The organism is Pseudoclavibacter sp. 8L, assembly GCF_902506465.1.
Classification (GTDB): Bacteria; Actinomycetota; Actinomycetes; order Actinomycetales; family Microbacteriaceae; genus Pseudoclavibacter.
Genome location: NZ_LR733186.1, coordinates 192,840 through 213,181, shown reverse-complemented (window position 1 = coordinate 213,181; position 20,342 = coordinate 192,840). Strand labels below are relative to the sequence as shown.

The following is a 20,342-nucleotide window of genomic DNA, read 5'->3' as shown; positions in this document are numbered from 1 at the left end:
CCGCGGGGATCACTCCTCGCGGGTCAGCCATGCGACGATGACGTCGCCGATCAGGCCCCGCTGGTGGTCCTGACGAGACGGGTCCTGCAGCTGCACATCAAAGAGGTACCCGAACGTGTACTGGTTCGCGAGCAGGAAGACGCAGTACGAGCTGATGAGGAGATGCACGTCGAGCGCGTCGACATCGGCCCGGAACACCTCCGCCTGCCGCCCCCGTTCCAGCAGACCGTCCAGAAGTGTGAGCGCGGGGGTGCCGAGCTCTCGCAGCGAGTCGAGCTGCCGGATGAACCGACCCCGGTGAATGTTCTCGATTGCGACGAGGCGGATGAAGTCCGCGTGCTCTCGGTGGTGGTCGTAGGTGATCTCTGCGAGCTTCCGCACCGCTTCCAAGGGGGCGAGCCCATCGACCTGCAGCTTCTGCTCGGCCACGCGGATGCCACGGTAGGCCTCCTCGAGCACCGCAAGGTAGAGCTGCTCCTTGCTGCCGAAGTAGTAGTAGATCATCCGCTTGGTCGTGCTGCTGCGCTTCGCGATCTCGTCGACGCTCGTGCCCGAGTACCCCGTCTCCGCGAACGCCGATGTCGCTTCAGCGAGCAGCTCGGCCCGGGTTCGCTCAGCGTCTCGCTGCTTCACCCTGTTCTCGGTCATCTGTGTATCTTCCCGTGTGGTGCAGCTGAGCCGCAAACCGGACCGGGGTACTGGCTGCGCCGTATCCGTCGTAGGCCCCGCGGCGCTCGACGATCTCGAAGAAGAGACCGTCGATGGTGGGGGTGTAGAAGTGGATGAACGCCCCCTGCTCGTCGCGGTCGTAGAGGAGGTCGAGTTCTCGTAACTCGTCGAGCGCGACGTGCTCGAGCCCGAAGCGGGCCTGGAGGTCGTCGTAGTAGTTGCTGGGTATGGGCAGGAAGGGCAGGCCACGCCCCCGCGCGGCCTTGGCAGCGGCGACGGCGTCGTCGACGCGGATGGCGATGTGTCGGGGCTGGAGGGGCGCAGTCGGGGGCGCCAGGTTCATCGCAAGGCGAACCGCCCCGTCAGGTGTGCGCATGACCTGACTGCGCACGAGACCCCGTGGGCCCGGAAGCTCCGCGACGGGCTCTGCGTCGAGCGCGAGGACGCTTCGGAAGAAGAGCACTGCCTCGTCGAACTCCTGCCACGGGTAGGCGATGTTGAGATGGTCGACGACCCCGTCCAGGGACGAGGCCGCGCTGTCGCCTTCGGCGCCGCCCACGAATTCGGGCAGCCAGGAGTCGCCCGCCGACCGTGAGTTCCAGGCGACCTCGGTCCCGTCGGGCGCCTCGACGCCGCGCAGCTCGTATTCGCCCGCGGAGCTGCGTCGGAAGACGGCGGGCGCGCCGATGGCGTGGGCGCGGCCTGCTGCCGCGCCAGCGTCCGCGACCTCGACGCCGAGCCCCGAGAGCCGCGCGTCCTTCGTCCGCCGCTGCTCGTTGAGGATGATGCGCGCGGCACCCGCCTGCCAGAGTCGCACGGGCTTGGTGCGGTGTCTGCCTCCGAAGGCGAAGCCCAGCTGCTGGAGGGTCGCCTCGACCGCGGCGAGATCCTCACCGGCGATCTCGACGAAGTCGATGGCTCGTGGAGGCTGGGGTGGGGCCAGCTGCTGGTCGTCCCAGCCGTTGAGCGCCGCCGCGCGGTCGAACAGCCATCGGAGCGACCTGAGCGCATGAGCGGCGGTGCGCTTGGCATCCGTCTGACGGAACGTGTCGTTGAAGACTTCGAGGGAGAGAGGGCCGCGGTACCCGGCGCGGAGCATGTGCGAGAGGAACCGGGTGAGATCGAAGTCGCCCTCGCCAGGGAAGAGCCGGTGGTGGCGGCTCCAGGACAGGACGTCGAGGTCCATGTCCGGTGCATCGGCGAGCTGGAGGAAGAAGAGCTTCTCTGCATCGATGCGCTCGATCGCGGCCGGATCGTGCCCTCGCGACAGCACGTGGAAGCTGTCCAGGCAGACGCCGAGGTTCGGTCGATCCGCGAGGCGCACGAGTTCCCAGGCGTCTCGGTAGTCGTCGACATAGCGGCCCCAGGCAAGCGCTTCGTAGGCGATGTCGATGCTGTATTCGGCGGCGAGATCAGCGAGCATCCCGAGCTGGGCGGCGGTGGTGGTGCGGTCCGAGATGGTCGCAGTGCCGACGTTGCTGCAGAGCAGGATCATGGAAGCTCCGAGGCGTCGCATGACCTCGAATTTGGCCTTCGCGCGCCGGAGGTTCTGGGCGAGGGTCTCATCGTCGACGCCCTCGAAGTCGCGCAGTGGCTGGAACAGGTCGATGGTCAGGCCGAGGCGGTCGCAGAGCGCGCGGATCTCCTCGGGCGACTCGTAGGCGGCGGTGAGGTCTGCATCCATGATCTCGATGCCGTCGAAGCCTGCTTCGGCGCAGGCGTGCAGCTTCTCGACGAGAGTTCCGGCCAGACAGACGGTGGCTATGGAAGTACGCATACCGCAATGTACCAAATGGTTAATTAAGTCACCAGGCACTCGGCCGCGCACTTGACAGGCCCACAGGACAGCGGGAACTATGTACTCACCGTTTAGTACATTAGACGGTCTGGGACAAAGGAGTACCTTGATCAACCATCGCGCCACCCTCATGGGACTCGTCGGAACGGGAGTGACCCCGTCACTGACGCCGCCCATGCACATGGCGGAGGCACACGCGCAGGGACTGAACCTGCTCTTCCGCCCGCTCGACCTGACGACCCTCGGCCTCGAGCCCGAGCGACTCCCCGAGATCCTCGACTGGGCCGAGCGCCTCGGCTTCGACGCGCTCAACATCACGCATCCGTGCAAGCAGAGTGTCATCCCGCTGCTCGACCGGATCGACCCGCTCGCGCGGGCACTGGGAGCGGTCAACACCGTCCTCCTCACCCCGAGCGGGCGCGTGGGCTACAACACCGACACGACAGGCTTCGAGGGCGCCTTCCGCGGCGGCCTCGGGGGAGTGCACACCAAGTCGGTTGTCCTCCTGGGCGCGGGCGGAGCGGGCTCGGCAGTCGCCGATGCACTCATCCGAGTCGGGACACGCCTGCTCACGATCGTCGACCTCGACACGCAGCGCGCCGAGCAGCTCGCGCAGGATCTCGACGGACGGCACTCGAGCGCAGCAGACGGACCCCGCATCCGCAGCGCGAGCATGGGCGCGCTGCCCGAGCTGCTCGCGACGGCAGACGGAGTCGTGCACTGCACGCCTGTGGGGATGCATGACCACCCAGGCATCCCATTCCCCGCCGAGCTGCTCCGACCCGAGCTCTGGGTGGCGGACATCGTCTACCGCCCGCTCGAGACGCAGCTGATCCTCGCGGCGCGAGCACTCGGGTGCCGCACGCTCGACGGCGGCGCGATGGCCGTCGGCCAGGCGGTCGACACCTTCCGCCTCGTGACCGGCAGGGACGCCGACGCCACGCGGATGCACCAGCACTTCCAGAGCCTCGTCAACGACGAAGAGGCACGATCCGAGACATGGAGGTCTCAGAAATGACCGAAACCACGACCGTCAAGCGGACCCCCGTGAAAGCTGCCGCAGCCAGCTTCATGGGCAGCGCCGTCGAGTACTACGACTTCTTCATCTTCGGATCCGCGGCAGCGCTGATCTTCCCGATCATCTTCTTCCCGGACGACGACAACGCCGCACTCGTGATGTCGCTCGCCACGTTCGGCTTCGCCTACATCGCGCGCCCGGTTGGCGCCGTGGTGCTCGGCCACTTCGGTGACCGGATAGGACGCCAGCGCGTCCTCATGTTCACGCTCGTGCTCATGGGGGTGTCGACGTTCATCATCGGCTGCCTGCCGACCTTCGACCAGATCGGCTGGTTCGCGCCAGCCCTGCTGGTCCTCTGCCGCCTCATGCAGGGACTCTCCGCCGCAGGCGAGCAGGCCGGCGCCGCCTCACTCTCACTCGAGCACGCTCCCGACAACCGCCGCTCGTTCTTCACCTCATGGACGCTCACCGGAACCCAGGGTGGGCAGATCCTCGCCGCTCTTGTTTTCATCCCGGTCCTGAGCCTCCCCGACGAGATCAAGTACAGCTGGGGCTGGCGCGTCCCGTTCTGGCTGAGCGCCGTCGTCGTCATCGTCGCGTTCTTCATCCGTCGCACCCTCCACGAGACGCCCACGTTCCAAGACGCGAAGGCACAGGGGGAGATCGCGCGGATCCCGCTCATCCCGCTGATGCGCGACCACTGGCGTGACGTCCTGCGCGTCATCTTCTGCGCGTTCATCGCCGCCGTCTCGACCGTGTTCGGCAACCTCGCACTCGCCTACGGCAAGGAAGTCGGCTTGGCAGAGAACCTGACACTCTGGCTCGTGGTGGTCGCCAACATCGTGGCACTGGGCACGCAACCGCTCTTCGCGATCCTCGCCGACCGGATCGGACGCAAGCCCGTCTTCGTCTACGGGGCGATCTCGTCTGCCGTGGTCATGCCGTTCTACATGCTCTCCATGTCATCGGGAAACACCCTGCTCACCTTCGGGCTCGCCATCCTCGTGTTCTCGTTCGGCTACGCAGCGGCCAACGCCGTCTGGCCCTCCTTCTACGGCGAGATGTTCAGCGCCCGCGTCCGCTTCTCAGGCATGGCGATCGGCACCCAGCTCGGCTTCCTGATGGCTGGCTTCGCCCCCTCGATCGTTGCGGCCCTCGGCGGCGTGCAGGAGGGCGGCTGGGTCGTGATCTCGGCGTTCACCGGCGTCATCTGCCTCATCGCCGCAATCTCGGCGCTCACCGCCAAGGAGACGAAGAGCGTGCCAACGGACACTCTCGGAATCCGCGTGGTCGCGTAAAAGCCGGCCCTGAGCGGCTCGGACTCTCGCGAACACACCTTGACCACAGTCTCAGGACGTACGGTCACGGAACCAGCGAGGTCCGGGCACGCTCCGGACGCCGCACTCTGAAGGAGGGAACTGACATGCACAAGGAAGTGCAGACCGAGCCGAGGCCTGAAGCCAGGGGAGTCGGGCTCGTCGCCGAGCCGGCTGTGCCCGGCGAGACCTTCTCGAGGGTCGCATTCACCCAGGATGCGGTCGACATGATCTCATCGCTCGGGCGCCGTCACGGGCCGCTCATGTTCCACCAGTCAGGTGGCTGCTGCGATGGCTCATCGCCGATGTGCTACCCGGCGGGCGACTTCCTCACAGGCGATGCCGACGTGCTCCTCGGCACGACCGAGATCCCGGATGCGGGCACCGTCGAGTTCTGGATGTCGCGAGAGCAGTTCACGTACTGGCGGCATACGCGCCTGACTATCGATATCGTCCCGGGACGGGGCTCGGGATTCTCGCTCGAGGCACCGGAGGGCAAGAGATTCCTCATCCGGTCCCAGCTCATGAACGAGGACGGCAGCGACGCTGCTTCGCTGGCTGAGTCCTGATCCGAACTCCCCGGGGCGCGCACGCGGCGACTCGCCGCGAAACCCGGGGGAACTCGCCGCGCGCGACACTTGCCTCGGCTTGACTTTGCCGACTAGGCTGACAGAGCACTTTTCTGTGTGCACGTATCCGTATTCCCGGATGAACCCCGTTGCCCTTGGCTTCACGCCCCGAGCAACGCATCCGGGCCGACTTATAGCCCACCTGGAGCATTACCTACATGACCACCACCACGACCGAAAAGGCAACCAAGCAGGTCGCCATCAACGACATCGGATCTGCTGAGGACTTTCTTGCCGCGGTCGAAGAGACGCTGAAGTTCTTCAACGACGGGGACCTCATCGAGGGCACCGTCGTTCGCATCGACCGCGACGAGGTCCTCCTCGACGTCGGTTACAAGACCGAGGGTGTCATCCCCTCGCGCGAGCTTTCGATCAAGCACGACGTCGACCCCACCGAGGTCGTTCAGGTCGGCGACACCGTTGAGGCACTCGTTCTCCAGAAGGAGGACAAGGAAGGCCGTCTGATCCTGTCCAAGAAGCGTGCTCAGTACGAGCGCGCTTGGGGCGACGTGGAGAAGATCAAGGAAGAAGACGGCGTCGTCACCGGCACCGTCATCGAGGTCGTCAAGGGCGGTCTCATCGTCGACATCGGCCTCCGCGGCTTCCTCCCGGCCTCGCTCATCGAGCTCCGCCGTGTGCGCGACCTCACGCCGTACCTCGGTCAGGAACTCGAGGCCAAGGTCCTCGAGCTCGACAAGAACCGCAACAACGTCGTCCTGTCGCGTCGCGCTCTCCTCGAGCAGACGCAGTCCGAGACCCGCTCGAACTTCCTCAACAACCTCCAGAAGGGCCAGGTCCGCAAGGGTGTGGTCTCCTCGATCGTCAACTTCGGTGCGTTCGTCGACCTGGGTGGCGTTGACGGCCTCGTGCACGTCTCCGAGCTCAGCTGGAAGCACATCGAGCACGCTTCCGAGGTCGTCGAGGTTGGCCAGGAGGTCACCGTCGAGATCCTCGAGGTCGACCTCGACCGCGAGCGTGTCTCGCTGTCGCTGAAGGCAACGCAGGAAGACCCGTGGCAGGTGCTTGCTCGCACGCACGCCATCGGTCAGATCGCACCGGGCAAGGTCACGAAGCTCGTTCCGTTCGGCGCGTTCGTCCGCGTCGCAGACGGCATCGAGGGCCTCGTGCACATCTCGGAGCTCTCCAGCGGACACGTCGAGCTCGCCGAGCAGGTCGTGTCGGTCGGCCAGGAGCTGTTCGTCAAGATCATCGACATCGACCTTGACCGTCGCCGCATCTCGCTCTCGCTCAAGCAGGCGAACGATGGCGTCGACCCCGAGGGCACCGAGTTCGATGCCGCGCTCTACGGCATGGTCTCCGAGTACGACGCCGAGGGGAACTACACGTACCCCGAGGGCTTCGACCCCGAGACCAACGAGTGGAAGGAAGGCTTCGACACGCAGCGCGAAGCCTGGGAGCAGGAGTACGCTCTCGCCCAGACTCGCTGGGAAGCACACAAGAAGCAGGTCGCCTCGGCAGCCGAGATCGAGCAGAACGTCAGCGCAGTCGCGCCGTCGAGCTCCTCGAACTCGTTCACGAGCGAAGCAGCTGGCGCAGGAACGCTTGCCGACGACGAGTCGCTTGCAGCCCTCCGCGAGAAGCTCGCAGGGAACTAGTTCCCAGCAGCCTCACTGCACCGAAGGCCGGTCCCATATCTGGGGCCGGCCTTCGGCCGTTGCGGCGGCGCCGCGACGTCGGCTGCGGCTGCGTCGTGCTGCGCACAGAGGTATCGCCCGGCTGATTCTCCAGCCGGGCGATACGTCTGTGCGAAGGTCAGGCAGACAGGCCAGGACCCGGGGGAACTGGGGGAGCGGCTGACGTGGTTCGCGCGGCGCGCGCATCCCGGACTCGCTTGAAGCTGCGGAAGAGGACCCAGGCCAGCACGCCGATCAAGGCGAGCATGACCACGACGAACAGAGGAACGAGGATCGCGGAGAACAGCAGCCCGACACTGAGGGCGTCCTCGCCGACGCTGAGCACCGGTGCGGCGGCTCCCGCCGTGACGACGTTCGCGGCTGCTCTCGTGCTGCTCTTCGTGAGGTGCGTCAGCAGCGCCACGCCAATTCCGATGACCACGGGAACCCACGCGTTGCTCGTGAAGAACGACGCCGGGTCCTGGATGGCCGCGGTCGAGCTTGCCGTGCCTGCACCGAAGACGATCCCGCCGGAGGTGGGGCGGATGACCGTCTGGATCCAGTCGTTGACGTGGTCGAGTGCCGGGACCTTGTCGGCGACGAGCTCCAGCACCAGGAGCACGCCCACGATGATGAGCACCCAGTCATTGCTGAGCCATGCCCAGCCCGCCGGCAGCGCGATGAGGTCGGTGAAACGGGCGAGGAGCCCGATGCCCAGGAGCGGGATGAACGCGTTCAGCCCGCTGGCCGTCGCGAGCCCGAGACCGGTCAGAATTTCAAGCATGATGTGAGTGCCTCCTGGCTCTCAGTCTGGCATGCGGATCGGCTGAGCGCGGCTTGGGGAGAACGCGCTGCGATCGCTGCCTCGGCGCAGTAGCGTGGGCTTCACGGCAATGCCCGCAGCGGGCATCCGCAGATGAGAGGACGGCACATCATGGTCACCATCGCTCTGACCGGAGGCATCGGCTCGGGAAAGACGACCATCGCCAAGCGCCTCGAAGAGCTCGGCGGCGTGATCCTCGATGCGGACGTGTTCGCGAGGGAAGCCGTGGCGATCGGCTCGCCGGCGCTCCGGCAGATCGCAGCTCGCTTCGGACATGGCGTCATCCTCGACGATGGTGCACTCGACCGCCCTGCCCTCGGCGCGCTCGTCTTCGGCGATGACGAGGCCCGTGGCGCCCTCAACGACATCGTGCACCCGGAGGTCCGTCGCCTCACCGGCGAGCGGCTCGAAGAGGTGCTCCGCGATGACCCGGCCGCCCTGGTCGTCCACGTCATCCCCCTGCTCGTGGAGTCGACGAGCAACTACGACTACGAGGAGATCTGGGTCGCGGATGCCCCTGCGGCTGTTCGAGAGGAACGGCTGGTCGAGAGCAGGGGCATGTCTCTTGCCGAAGCCAGGGCGCGTATCGCCTCGCAGGCGAGCGACGAGGAACGACGGAGGATCGCCGATGTCCTCATCGACACGAGTGCACCGCTCGACCAGACGCTGGAGCAGGTCGACGGGGAGTGGAGACGCCTCGCCGCCATCGCGTTACGCGCACCAGAGACGCAGACCTACGGGGTCTGATGCGCTGACGAGACAGGGCGGGACGCGGCCCCTGATGCCCTGTTGTCGGTTCCCCTCAGCTCAGGTCGACCCATTCGGTACCGAGCGGGACGAGCGTGCCCTCACCAGCGGTGATCGAAGCGACCTCGGAGGCCAGGCCGCGTCTCGCATCCGCCGAGTCGGGAACCGCGAGGCTCAACAGCGCCGTCGACCCCGCATACTCCGTCCCCGTGACGAGGACCCCGCGAGTTCGGAGCTCGTTCTCCCACCGGCCAGCGGTGGCGTGCGGCGCCTCGAGCCCGAAGATCGCCCTCGACTCCCGCTTCGCGAGCAGAGCCAGCTGGAGAGTGGACGACACGGACTCCGAGTAGGCGCGCACGAGCCCGCCAGCCCCTAGCAGCACACCCCCGAAGTACCGCGTGACGACAGCCACGACGTCGCTCAGGTCTGCTGAATCGACCTCGCCGCGCACTCTCTCGTGGAGCACGAGAGCTTCGAGCATGGGAACGCCTGCTGTTCCCGAGGGCTCTCCGTCGTCGTTGGATCGCTGGATGCCTCTGCGGTCGCCGAGCACAAAGGCGCTGCAGTGGTGGCGAGCAAGACGATGCGCGGAGCGTCGGTCGGCGATGACCTGCCTGGCCTGCTCTTCGCTCTCGACGCGCTCGAGACGGCAGATGAACCTGGACCGACGGATCTCGATCTCGTGATCGATGGGAGTCCGTGCCGCGAGGACCCCGTAGCTCGGTGCAGCCGACGGACCCCGCTCGTGCAGCTGGGTGCCCTCGGACTCTTCGCGGCGCATCGGGGCAGTCTACGTCCGTCGCTTCGACGCCCCGCACGTCTTCCGACCAAACGTTCAGACCGGGCTGACAGTGTTGGTCATCCCGCAACGAACGGGACTCACTGATCGGGAGACGCGCGACGCGCTCCCAAGAGAGGACTGACATGACCACGACAGCCTCAAGCCAGCACACCGAGAACGGCGAGTACACGGTTCCCGGACTCTCGCTCGACAAGGGACACGAGATCGGCGAGCTGCTCCAGCTCCGCCTCCACGCACTGAACGACCTGCACCTGACGCTCAAGCACGCGCATTGGAACGTCATCGGGCGCGACTTCATCGGCGTCCACGAGATGCTCGACCCCCAGATCGAGCTGGTCCGCGGCTACGCCGACGAACTCGCAGAGCGCATGGCAGCTCTGGGCGTCCCGCCGAATGGGCTCCCCGGAGCACTCGTCGAAGCCCGCACCTGGGGCGACTACCAGGTCTTCCGGGCCGGTACGCGCCAGCACCTCGAGGCACTCGACCACGTGTACGTCGGCGTCATCACCGATCATCGCGAGGCGATCAAACGGCTGGACGACCTCGACCTCGTGACACAGGACCTCGTCATCGGCCAGGTCTCCGAGCTCGAGAAGTTCCAGTGGTTCATCCGGGCACACCTCGAGAACACGCAGGGCGTGCTCTCGAGCGAGGACTAGTCCGCGTCGGCTGCACCTCGCTTCGGGGCCTCCGTGATCGCGCAGAGCGCATCACGGAGGCCCCGAAATGTCGCAGCCGCCACGTACACTTGTTCTATGCAAGCAACACGCAGCGTCCGTCCCTTCGAAGTCGTCAGCGAGTACACCCCCAGTGGCGACCAGCCGAAGGCCATCGCAGAGCTTGCCAGCCGCATCAACGCGGGTGAGCCCGACGTCGTGCTCCTCGGCGCCACGGGAACCGGAAAATCGGCCACGACAGCCTGGCTCATCGAGAAACTGCAGCGCCCAGCGCTCGTCCTCGCCCACAACAAGACGCTCGCCGCGCAGCTCGCCACCGAGTTCCGCGAGCTCATGCCGAACAACGCCGTCGAGTACTTCGTCTCGTACTACGACTACTACCAGCCAGAGGCGTACGTCCCCCAGACCGACACCTTCATCGAGAAGGACAGCTCCGTCAACGAGGAAGTCGAGCGCCTGCGCCACTCGACAACCAACTCGCTGCTGAGCCGGCGCGACGTCATCGTCGTCTCGACGGTCTCCTGCATCTACGGACTCGGCAAGCCAGAGGAGTACTTCAACTCCATGCTCGCCCTGCACGTCGGCGACCGCATCCCGCGGCAGGAGCTGATCCGCCGCTTCGTGACGATGCAGTACCAGCGCAACGATGTCGCGTTCCAGCGCGGCACCTTCCGCGTCCGCGGAGACACGATCGAGATCATCCCCGTCTACGAGGAGCTCGCGATCCGAATCGAGATGTTCGGCGACGAGATCGAGGCCCTGACTGCGCTGAACCCCCTCACTGGTGACGTCGTCAGGTCCATGGACTCCGTGAGCGTCTTCCCGGGTTCGCACTACGTCGCGGGAGCCGACGCTATGCAGCGGGCGATGGGCCAGATCCGCGACGAGCTGGATGACCGCCTCGGCGTCTTCGAACGCGAGCAGAAGCTCCTCGAGGCGCAGCGGCTCCGCATGCGCACCTCATTCGACCTCGAGATGATGGAGCAGATCGGCTTCTGCTCCGGCATCGAGAACTACTCGCGCCACATGGATGGCAGGGCGCCGGGTGAGGCTCCCCACTGCCTCATCGACTACTTCCCCGATGACTTCATCACAGTGATCGACGAGTCCCACGTCACGGTGCCGCAGATCGGCGCGATGTACGAGGGCGACGCCTCGCGCAAGCGCACCCTCGTCGACCACGGCTTCCGCCTGCCGAGCGCTCTCGACAACCGCCCCCTGCGCTGGGACGAGTTCAGCGACCGGGTCGGCCAGACCGTCTACCTCTCGGCGACTCCCGGCAAGTACGAGCTCGCTCAAGCAGACGGCTTCGTGGAGCAGATCATCCGCCCGACGGGTCTCGTCGACCCACAGATCGTCGTGAAGCCCTCGAAGGGGCAGATCGACGACCTCCTCGAGGAGATCCGCCTCCGCGCAGACCGCGACGAGCGTGTCCTCGTCACGACCCTGACCAAGAAGATGGCAGAGGAGCTCACCGACTTCCTCGGCGAGAACGGCGTTCGCGTGCGCTACCTGCACGCAGACGTCGACACGCTGCGACGAGTCGAGCTGCTCTCGGAGCTTCGCGCTGGGCTCTACGACGTCCTCGTCGGCATCAACCTGCTGCGTGAAGGACTCGACCTGCCAGAGGTGTCGCTTGTCGCGATCCTCGATGCGGACAAGGAAGGGTTCCTGCGCTCCAGCACGTCCCTCATCCAGACCATCGGCCGCGCCGCCCGAAATGTGACGGGCGAAGTGCACATGTACGCCGACCGCATCACGGACAGCATGGCGAAGGCGATAGAGGAGACCGACAGGCGCAGAGACCGGCAGCTTGCCTACAACGCGGAGCACGGCATCGATCCGACGCCGCTTCGCAAGAAGATCGCCGACATCACCGAATCCCTCATGCGCGAGGGCCAGGACACCGAGAAGCTCCTCGCCTCCCGCGGCAAGGGCGACAACAAGCGCCAGACGACACCTAAACTCAAGCGCGAGGGCCTCGCCGCCTCCGGCGCCCGAGAGCTCGAGAACCTCATCTCGGACCTCAACGCGCAGATGCTCGACGCGGCCTCCGAGCTCAAGTTCGAGCTCGCCGCGCGTCTCCGCGACGAGCTCTCGGCGCTGAAGCAGGACCTGCGAACCATGGAACGTGCCGGTCACGTCACCAAGGGCTGAGCACGGCCGCCCGCCGACGACGGGCGCACAGAGCATCCACACGACGAGAGAACCCGAAAGAGCTATGGCCGTCCTTCCTCCCACTTCACAGCTTCGCGTTCAAGGCGCACGCGTGCACAACCTCAAGAACGTCGACCTCGAGATCCCGCGCAACAGCCTTGTCGTGTTCACGGGCCTCTCCGGTTCGGGCAAATCCTCGCTCGCCTTCGACACGATCTTCGCCGAGGGGCAGCGACGCTACGTCGAGTCCCTCTCCGCGTACGCGCGCCAGTTCCTCGGTCAGGTCGACCGGCCGGACGTCGACTTCATCGAGGGCCTGAGCCCTGCGGTCTCGATCGACCAGAAGTCGACCAACCGCAATCCACGGTCCACCGTCGGCACGATCACCGAGATCTACGATTACCTGCGACTGCTCTGGGCACGCATCGGAGTCCCGCACTGCCCCGTCTGCGGCGAGGTCATCCAGCGACAGACGGTCCAGCAGATCGCCGACCACCTCATGGAGCTCGAGGAGGGCACGCGGTACCAGGTGCTCGCGCCCGTCGTGCAGCAGAAGAAGGGTGAGTTCGTCGACCTCTTCCAGTCGCTGTCCGGACAGGGCTACGCGCGTGCGATGGTCGACGGCGAGCGCGTCCAGCTCACCGAACCGCCGAAGCTCAAGAAGTCGTTCAAGCATGACATCTCGGTCATCGTCGACCGTCTGGTCGCGGCCGAGGACGTGCTCGGTCGACTCACCGACTCGCTCGAGACCGCCCTGCGCCTCGCCGATGGTCTTGTGCAGATCAACTTCGTGGATGCGGAGGGAGACGACGCCTGGACCACCTTCTCCGAGCAACTCTCCTGCCCCAACAACCACCCGATCGCGCTCACGGAGATCGAGCCGAGGACGTTCTCATTCAACGCCCCGTTCGGCGCCTGCCAGACCTGCGACGGTCTCGGCACGCGCATGTCCGTCGACCGTGAGCTCCTGATCGGCGACCCGCTCGCCTCGATCGCCGACGGCGTCATCCTGCCGTGGAGCTCGCAGGGCAAGAGCCTCTACCAGTACTACGAGCGGCTGCTGCTCGGCCTTTCCGAGCAGATCGAGTTCAAGCTCACGACGCCGTGGAAGAAGCTCCCTGAAGAAGTGCGCGAGGCGATCCTCGAAGGCCGCGAGTACGAGGTCAGGGTCAAGTACCGCAACCGCTTCGGCCGCCAGATGACCTACAGCTCCGGCTTCGAGGGCGTCATGCCCTACATCGAGCGCCAGTACGCCGAGGCAGAGACCGACGCGACGCGGGCACGCTGGGCCCAGTACCTGCGTGAGATCCCCTGCTCGGCCTGCAACGGCGCGCGTCTGCGCCCGGAAGTGCTCGCCGTCAAGGTGCACGGTCGCTCGATCGCCGACGCGACGACGCTCAGCCTCGCCGACTGCCTCGACTTCATGAACACCGTCGAGCTCACCGACCGCGAGGCGAAGATCGCCGCGCAGGTGCTGCGCGAGATCCGAGCTCGACTCGACTTCCTGATCGAGGTCGGCCTCAGCTACCTCGACCTCGCACGCGCGGCCGGCACGCTGTCCGGCGGCGAGGCGCAGCGCATCCGACTCGCGACGCAGATCGGATCCGGGCTCACCGGAGTGCTCTACGTGCTGGACGAGCCCTCGATCGGGCTCCATCAGCGAGACAACCGCAGACTCATCGAGACGCTCGTGAAGCTGCGCGACCTCGGCAACACGCTCATCGTGGTCGAGCACGACGAAGACACCATCCGCACCTCGGACTGGATCGTCGACATCGGCCCAGGCGCAGGCGAGCACGGGGGAGAGGTCGTCCACAGCGGATCCGTCGCCGACCTCGAGAAGAACACCAGATCGATCACCGGCGACTACCTCTCGGGACGCATGGGCATCACCACGCCCAAGAAGCGTCGCAAGTACGACAAGAAGCGCGAGCTGACGGTCGTGGGCGCCAGGGCCAACAACCTCAAGAACGTCCAGGTGAGCTTCCCGCTCGGCATCCTCACAGCTGTGACGGGTGTCAGCGGCTCCGGCAAGTCGTCCCTCGTGAACGACATCCTCTACCGCGTCCTCGCCGCCAAGCTCAACGGCGCGCGGGCCGTCGCGGGCAAGCACACGCGCATCACCGGGGTCGACCAGCTCGACAAGGTCATCCACGTCGACCAAAACCCGATCGGCCGCACCCCTCGCTCGAACCCCGCGACCTACACGGGCGTCTTCGACCGCATCCGCACCCTCTTCGCCGAGACGAGCGAGGCCAAGGCGCGCGGCTACCTTCCCGGGCGCTTCAGCTTCAACGTCAAGGGCGGCAGGTGCGAGGCCTGCTCTGGCGACGGCACGCTGAAGATCGAGATGAACTTCCTCCCCGACGTGTACGTCCTCTGCGAGGTGTGCGGCGGATCCCGCTACAACCGGGAGACGCTCAGCGTGCACTACAAGGGCAAGAACATCGCGGAGGTCCTGCAGATGCCCATCTCGGAGGCAGCTGACTTCTTCGAGCCCATCACGGCCATCCACCGCTACCTCTCGACCCTCGTGGAGGTCGGCCTCGGCTACGTGCGGCTCGGGCAGTCCGCCACGACGCTCTCCGGTGGTGAGGCGCAGCGAGTGAAGCTCGCGACCGAGCTGCAGCGACGTTCAAACGGGCGCAGCGTCTACGTCCTCGACGAGCCGACCACGGGCCTCCACTTCGAAGACGTCCGCAAGCTGCTCAAGGTGCTCGGCGGCCTCGTCGACAAGGGCAACACCGTCATCGTCATCGAGCACAACCTGGACGTCATCAAGTCAGCGGACTGGCTCATCGACATGGGCCCCGAAGGCGGCTCCGGTGGAGGAACCGTCGTCGGCGTCGGCACGCCGGAGAAGATCGCCGGCATCTCAGACAGCCACACGGGCCAGTACCTGAAGGAGATCTTCGAGCGGGAGGCAGCTGCGCGCTGATGGCGAACGTCCTGCCATATCGCCCCGCGACGGGCGACATCCCCACCAGCCCCGGGGTCTACAGGTTCCTCGGGGACGACGACCGCGTGCTCTACGTCGGCAAGGCGAAGAACCTCCGCGCAAGGCTCAGCAACTACTTCGCGCCGCTCGAGCGCCTGCACGAGCGAACGCGGCACATGGTGACGACGGCGACCCGCGTCGAGTGGACCGTCGTCCGCACGGAGACCGAGGCTCTGCAGCTCGAGTACACCTGGATCCAGGAGTTCTCGCCGCCCTTCAACGTGAAGTTCAAGGACGACAAGAGCTACCCGTTCATGGCGGTGACGCTCGGCGACGAAGCGCCCCGTGTGCTCGTAACTCGCAATCCGCGCATCCGCGGGGCGCGCTACTTCGGCCCGTATCCCAAGGTGTGGGCGGTCAACGAGACCATCGACCTCATGGTCAAGGCCTTCCCGATCCGTACCTGCAACGACTCGAACTACAAGCGAGCCATGCAGAGCGGCCGACCGTGCTTCCCCGGGCAGATCGGCCGCTGCGGGGGACCATGCAGCGGACGCGTCACGATCGACGAGCACCGTGTCATCGTCAATGAGTTCGTGCGCTTCATGGAGAGCTACGACCGCAGCCTCCTGACGACTCTGCAGGACGAGATGAAGCTCGCGGCCACCGAGATGAGGTTCGAGGACGCGGCGAAGCTCCGTGACCGTATCGGTGCGCTCGAGAACGTGCTCGAGAAGAGCGCCGTCGTGCTGCCGGACAACGTCGACCTCGACCTGTTCGGCATCGCCGAGGACGAGCTGAGCGCCTCCGTGCAGCAGTTCACCGTCCGGGGCGGACGCATTCGCGGAGTCCGCAACTGGGTGCTCGACAAGGAACTCGACACCGATATCGGCACGATCATCGATCAGACGATGCAGCGCGTGTACGGCAAGGATGGGCTCTTCCCGCCGGGCGAGATCATCGTGCCGGCTCTGCCAGACGACGCCGACGCGCTCTCAGAATGGCTCGAGGCCACACGGCAGGCCAAGGTCAAGCTGCGCACTGCGGTGCGCGGCCCGAAATCGGAACTGCTGAAGACCGCGACGATCAACGCGATGGGAGCCCTCGCCCAGTACAAGCTCAAGCGCAGCAGCGACTACGTCGCGAGGTCCGACGCGCTGACCGAGTTGCAGAACGCGCTCGGTCTCGGAGAGGCACCCCTGCGAATCGAGTGCTACGACATCTCCCACCTCCAGGGCACCGGCATCGTCGGCTCCATGGTGGTCTTCGAGGACGGACTGGCACGCAAGTCGCACTACCGTCGCTTCAACATCGCCTCGTCGACGGACGACACCGATTCCATTCACCAGGTGCTCACTCGCCGACTCGCGTACCTCCGCGGCGACGCCAGTCCCGCCGAGATCGTCGAAGACGCCGCCCTCTCCGCTGGCCCCGTCAAGGCGGCCGCCCAAGAGTCCACGCGGGCCAAGTTCGCCTACCGGCCTCAGCTCCTGCTCATCGACGGCGGCGTCCCTCAGGTCAACGCCGCTCAGCGGGCCCTCGAGGAGTCGGGGGTTCGCGGCATAGCCGTCGTCGGCATCGCCAAGCGCCTCGAGGAGCTGTGGCTGCCGGACGACGACTTTCCGGTCATCCTCCCGCGCGGCTCGGAGGCGCTGTTCCTGGTGCAGCGACTCCGCGACGAGGCGCACAGGTTCGCGATCCGCCACCAGCGCTCGAAGCGCAAAGCTGACATCGGGACGGTGCTCGCCGACATCCCCGGCCTCGGGCCGACGCGGGTCGCCGCACTTCTCAAGAAGTTCGGCTCCGTCAAGCGGCTGCGCGCGGCGACCGTCGAGGAGCTCACCACCGTGCAGGGCATCGGCGAGGCGACGGCCAGTGCGATTTCGGAGCGGTTCGCACTCGATCAATCGACAGAAGCGTGAGAGACGCACGCTCGGGCTATGTAGGCTGGTGTTTTAGTCCATGGGAGGTGACCTGCGCATGAGTTCGGCGGAGATCGACGGCGAAGGACGCCAGCACATCATGATCGTCACGGGCATGTCCGGTGCAGGGCGATCGACAGCTTGCAAGGCGTTCGAAGACCTCGACTGGTTCGTGGTGGACAACCTTCCCCCGCAGATGATCCGGCCCCTCATCGAGGTCGCCGGCAAGGCTCGGGACTCCCTCCCGAAGCTCGCCGTCTCGGTCGATGTGCGCGGTGGTCACCTGCTCGAGGAGTTCACGGCTCTCGTCGGCGGCCTTCGCGAGACGCACGAGGTCGATGTGCTCTTCCTCGATGCGACCGACGGCACCCTCGTCCGGCGGTTCGAGGCAGTGCGGCGTCCGCACCCACTGCAGGGCAACGGGACGATCCTCGACGGCATCGCTCGAGAGCGCAGCCGCCTGCAGGAGATCCGCGAGGCGAGCGACATCGTCATCGACACCTCGGAACTCAACGGCCACCAGCTCGTGACTCGCATCGTGAAGCGATTCGGCGAAGCCGACCAGAACAAGGTCGCCGTGACCGTCCAGAGCTTCGGCTTCAAGTACGGCATCCCGACCGACGCAGATCTTGTCGTCGACATGCGCTTCCTGCCGAACCCGTTCTGGGAGCCGGAACTGCGCGCGTTCAATGGTCGCGACAAGCGGGTTTCCGACTACGTCTTCGACCAAGAAGGTGCGGACGAGTTCCTGACCCACTACATTGAGATGCTTGACCCCGTCCTGCGGGGCTACGAGCGGGAGAACAAGCGGCACGTGACGCTCGCCGTCGGATGCACCGGCGGCAAGCACCGCTCGGTCGCCATGACCGAGCGCATCGCGAGCCTGCTCCGCGAACGCGATGACACGATCATCAGCGTCCGGCACCGCGACCTCGGTCGCGAGTGACGCTCGTTCCATCTCGCACTCGCGACGACGATTCGTCGCGCCCACTCACTCTGATCCCTGGAGGTACCCCGGTGACGCTCACCGCCGATGTCAAGCACGAGCTTCTGCGCACTCGCGCGGCCACAACCCAAGCTCGTGCTGCCGAGGTCGCGTCGCTCCTGCGGTTCGCGGGCGGTCTGCAATTGATCTCCGGACGCATCGCGGTCGAGGCTCAGCTCGACTCGGAGATGCTCGCGCGTCGTCTGGGCCGCGAGCTGCTCGAGCTGTACGGCGTCCGGGCGAAGATCTCCATCGTCGCCGGCTCGGGAGCCCGGCCAGGGGAGAGCTACCTCCTCCGCGTGCTCGAGAACGGTGAGACGCTGGCCCGCCAGACTGGCCTCATGGATGCACGCCGGCGAACCGTCCGCGGTCTCCCGAACCGTCTCACCACGGGCAGCCAGGACGACCTCACCGCCGTCTGGCGTGGTGCGTTCCTCGCCGCCGGATCCCTGACCGACCCGGGCCGGTCCGCGTCGCTCGACATCATCACGCCGAACTCGGAGACGGCGATGGCCCTCGTCGGAGCGGCCGGACGTCTCGGGGTTTCCTCCAAGGCCCGCGAGGTGCGCGGCGTGCACCGTGTTGTCATCCGAGACGGCGACGCCATCAGCGCGATGCTCACCGTCATCGGTGCCCACGCGACCGTGGAGAGCTGGGAGAGCCTCCGCCAGCGTCGTGAGACCCGCGCCACCGCCAACCGTCTCGTCAACTTCGACGATGCGAACCTGCGTCGGTCCGCCCAGGCCGCTGTCACGGCCTGCACCCGAGTCGAGCGTGCGCTGGAGATTCTCGGTGAGGGCGCGCCTGACCACCTCAAGTACGCCGGGCAGCTGCGCCTCGCGCACCGGGAAGCCTCACTCGACGAGCTCGGCCGCTACGCGGACCCGCCCATGACGAAGGACGCGGTCGCAGGCCGCATCCGCCGCCTGCTGGCCCTCGCCGACAAGCAGGCCTCTGACCGTGGCATCCCGGGCACGGAGTCCAATCTGCCCGTCCTCGACGAGCTCTGATCCCTACGCCGAACAGCTCACCCCATTTGGTCACCTGGGCGCACGCCCATGGGACTAGGCTGACGATGTTGAACGGGCTCGCCGAGCAGACCGTTCCCCCGAACTCGGTGCGATGGTGCACCCGGCCCTCAAAGGCCACACAGTCCTGTCAAATCGGAGAAACAACAGGAAAAAGGAGCATCACGTGACGAAAATCGCCATCAACGGTTTCGGACGCATCGGACGCAGCTACGCACGCGCACTGCTGCAGGATGACAACAACCTCGAGCTCGTTGCAATCAACGACCTCACCGACAACAAGACGCTTGCACACCTCCTCAAGTACGACTCCACGGGTGGCAAGCTGAAGAACGACATCTCGTTCGACGAAGACGCCATCTACGTCGACGGCAAGAAGATCACGGCAACTGCAGAGCGCGACCCCGCGAACCTGCCGTGGGCCGAGCTCGGTGTCGAGATCGTCATCGAGAGCACGGGTCACTTCACTGACCCCGACAAGGCTCGTGCGCACATCAGCGCAGGCGCCAAGAAGGTCATCCTCTCGGCTCCGGCCTCCGGACCGGCCCCGACCTTCGTCTTCGGCGTCAACCACACCGAGTACGACCCCGAGAATGACGACGTCATCTCGAACGCATCCTGCACCACGAACTGCCTCGCGCCGCTCGTGAAGGTCTTCAACGACAAGTTCGGCATCGAGTCGGGTCTCATGACCACGGTTCACGCCTACACGTCCGACCAGAACCTGCAGGACGGCCCCCACAAGGACCTCCGCCGTGCGCGCGCAGCAGCGCTCAGCATCATCCCCACCTCGACGGGTGCAGCGAAGGCCATCGGCCTCGTCATCCCCGAGCTGGCGGGCAAGCTCGACGGCTTCGCTCTGCGCGTCCCCACCGAGACCGGCTCGATCACCGACCTCACCGTCGTCTCCAAGACGCCTGTGACCGTCGAAGAGGTCAACGCCGCCTACAAGGAAGCCGCTGAAGGCGAGTTCAAGGGCCTCCTCATGTACAACGAGGAAGACATCGTGTCGCGCGACATCGTCGGGGAGAACCACTCCTCGATCTTCGACGCACCGCTCACGAAGGTCATCGGCAACCAGGTGAAGCTGTCGTCCTGGTACGACAACGAGTGGGGCTACACGGTCCGTCTCGTCGACCTGACCGAGTACGTCGCAAGCAAGCTCTAACCACTTCGGCAAAAGAGGAAGGAACGCCAAC

General features: G+C 66.1%; 16 protein-coding genes. 12 read left to right on the top strand and 4 right to left on the bottom strand.

What is annotated here, in order from left to right:
• Window positions 1-9: 9 nt before the first annotated feature.
• Together GV007_RS07685 and GV007_RS07680 are read right to left on the bottom strand one after the other, a co-directional pair.
• Window positions 10-648, bottom strand: a complete 639-nt coding sequence (locus tag GV007_RS07685) for a TetR/AcrR family transcriptional regulator (protein WP_160071759.1) — start codon at window positions 646-648, stop codon at window positions 10-12.
• Entirely contained in the window at window positions 614-2,446 is a 1,833-nt protein-coding gene (locus tag GV007_RS07680) for a sugar phosphate isomerase/epimerase and 4-hydroxyphenylpyruvate domain-containing protein (RefSeq protein WP_160071758.1), read from the bottom strand. The genes GV007_RS07685 and GV007_RS07680 overlap by 35 nt, the downstream gene beginning before the upstream one ends.
• Window positions 2,447-2,576: 130 nt before the next feature.
• Here GV007_RS07680 and GV007_RS07675 point away from each other — a divergent pair, with 130 nt between their 5' ends.
• The 4 genes from GV007_RS07675 to rpsA all read left to right on the top strand — a co-directional run bounded on the left by GV007_RS07675 (window position 2,577) and on the right by rpsA (window position 7,046).
• Window positions 2,577-3,485 carry a shikimate dehydrogenase gene (locus GV007_RS07675; RefSeq protein ID WP_201297728.1) on the top strand — a complete coding sequence of 303 codons (909 nt, stop codon included), beginning with the start codon at window positions 2,577-2,579 and terminating at the stop codon, window positions 3,483-3,485.
• The gene (locus tag GV007_RS07670) at window positions 3,482-4,783 is read left to right on the top strand and encodes an MFS transporter (RefSeq protein ID WP_160071756.1); all 1,302 of its coding nucleotides are present in this window, start codon (window positions 3,482-3,484) and stop codon (window positions 4,781-4,783) included. Before GV007_RS07675 ends, GV007_RS07670 begins: the two co-directional genes overlap by 4 nt.
• A gap of 125 nt (window positions 4,784-4,908) precedes the next feature.
• Window positions 4,909-5,370 (top strand): DUF779 domain-containing protein, encoded by a 462-nt coding sequence (locus GV007_RS07665; protein ID WP_160071755.1) that lies wholly within the window; start codon window positions 4,909-4,911, stop codon window positions 5,368-5,370.
• Between the two features lie 218 nt (window positions 5,371-5,588).
• The gene (gene rpsA, locus GV007_RS07660; protein ID WP_104241229.1) at window positions 5,589-7,046 is read left to right on the top strand and encodes a 30S ribosomal protein S1; all 1,458 of its coding nucleotides are present in this window, start codon (window positions 5,589-5,591) and stop codon (window positions 7,044-7,046) included.
• A gap of 157 nt (window positions 7,047-7,203) precedes the next feature.
• Here rpsA and GV007_RS07655 read toward each other — a convergent pair whose 3' ends face one another.
• Complete coding sequence (locus tag GV007_RS07655; protein ID WP_160071754.1) at window positions 7,204-7,848, bottom strand: DUF4126 domain-containing protein; 645 nt, start codon at window positions 7,846-7,848, stop codon at window positions 7,204-7,206.
• Between the two features lie 150 nt (window positions 7,849-7,998).
• Between GV007_RS07655 and coaE the strand changes: the two genes are divergently transcribed.
• Window positions 7,999-8,634, top strand: a complete 636-nt coding sequence (gene coaE / locus GV007_RS07650; RefSeq protein WP_160071753.1) for a dephospho-CoA kinase — start codon at window positions 7,999-8,001, stop codon at window positions 8,632-8,634.
• Between the two features lie 55 nt (window positions 8,635-8,689).
• Here the strand turns inward: coaE and GV007_RS07645 are convergent, their stop codons facing one another.
• A complete protein-coding gene (locus tag GV007_RS07645; protein WP_160071752.1) occupies window positions 8,690-9,415 on the bottom strand; it encodes an IMPACT family protein in 726 nt (241 codons plus the stop codon).
• Between the two features lie 143 nt (window positions 9,416-9,558).
• On the opposite strand from GV007_RS07645, the gene GV007_RS07640 reads away from it, so the two are divergent.
• The 7 genes from GV007_RS07640 to gap all read left to right on the top strand — a co-directional run bounded on the left by GV007_RS07640 (window position 9,559) and on the right by gap (window position 20,311).
• Window positions 9,559-10,095 (top strand): Dps family protein, encoded by a 537-nt coding sequence (locus tag GV007_RS07640; RefSeq protein WP_160071751.1) that lies wholly within the window; start codon window positions 9,559-9,561, stop codon window positions 10,093-10,095.
• A gap of 96 nt (window positions 10,096-10,191) precedes the next feature.
• Entirely contained in the window at window positions 10,192-12,270 is a 2,079-nt protein-coding gene (uvrB, locus tag GV007_RS07635) for an excinuclease ABC subunit UvrB (RefSeq protein WP_104241224.1), read from the top strand.
• 64 nt (window positions 12,271-12,334) lie between these two features.
• Window positions 12,335-15,208, top strand: a complete 2,874-nt coding sequence (gene uvrA, locus GV007_RS07630) for an excinuclease ABC subunit UvrA (protein ID WP_104241223.1) — start codon at window positions 12,335-12,337, stop codon at window positions 15,206-15,208.
• Window positions 15,208-17,130, top strand: coding sequence for an excinuclease ABC subunit UvrC (gene uvrC, locus GV007_RS07625; protein ID WP_160071750.1), 1,923 nt, complete (start codon window positions 15,208-15,210; stop codon window positions 17,128-17,130). The genes uvrA and uvrC overlap by 1 nt, the downstream gene beginning before the upstream one ends.
• Window positions 17,131-17,188: 58 nt before the next feature.
• Window positions 17,189-18,076 (top strand): RNase adapter RapZ, encoded by an 888-nt coding sequence (gene rapZ, locus GV007_RS07620; RefSeq protein ID WP_068481863.1) that lies wholly within the window; start codon window positions 17,189-17,191, stop codon window positions 18,074-18,076.
• A gap of 71 nt (window positions 18,077-18,147) precedes the next feature.
• Window positions 18,148-19,125, top strand: a complete 978-nt coding sequence (whiA, locus tag GV007_RS07615) for a DNA-binding protein WhiA (protein ID WP_068481866.1) — start codon at window positions 18,148-18,150, stop codon at window positions 19,123-19,125.
• A 184-nt stretch (window positions 19,126-19,309) separates the two neighbouring features.
• Window positions 19,310-20,311, top strand: coding sequence for a type I glyceraldehyde-3-phosphate dehydrogenase (gene gap / locus GV007_RS07610; protein ID WP_236558411.1), 1,002 nt, complete (start codon window positions 19,310-19,312; stop codon window positions 20,309-20,311).
• Window positions 20,312-20,342 lie beyond the last annotated feature (31 nt).

Coding starts and splice junctions, on each gene's coding strand:
- GV007_RS07685 (WP_160071759.1), bottom strand. CDS start 648: ATGACCGAGAACAGGGTGAAGCAGCGAGACGCTGAGCGAACCCGGGCC.
- GV007_RS07680 (WP_160071758.1), bottom strand. CDS start 2,446: ATGCGTACTTCCATAGCCACCGTCTGTCTGGCCGGAACTCTCGTCGAG.
- GV007_RS07670 (WP_160071756.1), top strand. CDS start 3,482: ATGACCGAAACCACGACCGTCAAGCGGACCCCCGTGAAAGCTGCCGCA.
- GV007_RS07665 (WP_160071755.1), top strand. CDS start 4,909: ATGCACAAGGAAGTGCAGACCGAGCCGAGGCCTGAAGCCAGGGGAGTC.
- rpsA (WP_104241229.1), top strand. CDS start 5,589: ATGACCACCACCACGACCGAAAAGGCAACCAAGCAGGTCGCCATCAAC.
- GV007_RS07655 (WP_160071754.1), bottom strand. CDS start 7,848: ATGCTTGAAATTCTGACCGGTCTCGGGCTCGCGACGGCCAGCGGGCTG.
- coaE (WP_160071753.1), top strand. CDS start 7,999: ATGGTCACCATCGCTCTGACCGGAGGCATCGGCTCGGGAAAGACGACC.
- GV007_RS07645 (WP_160071752.1), bottom strand. CDS start 9,415: ATGCGCCGCGAAGAGTCCGAGGGCACCCAGCTGCACGAGCGGGGTCCG.
- GV007_RS07640 (WP_160071751.1), top strand. CDS start 9,559: ATGACCACGACAGCCTCAAGCCAGCACACCGAGAACGGCGAGTACACG.
- uvrB (WP_104241224.1), top strand. CDS start 10,192: ATGCAAGCAACACGCAGCGTCCGTCCCTTCGAAGTCGTCAGCGAGTAC.
- uvrA (WP_104241223.1), top strand. CDS start 12,335: ATGGCCGTCCTTCCTCCCACTTCACAGCTTCGCGTTCAAGGCGCACGC.
- uvrC (WP_160071750.1), top strand. CDS start 15,208: ATGGCGAACGTCCTGCCATATCGCCCCGCGACGGGCGACATCCCCACC.
- rapZ (WP_068481863.1), top strand. CDS start 17,189: ATGAGTTCGGCGGAGATCGACGGCGAAGGACGCCAGCACATCATGATC.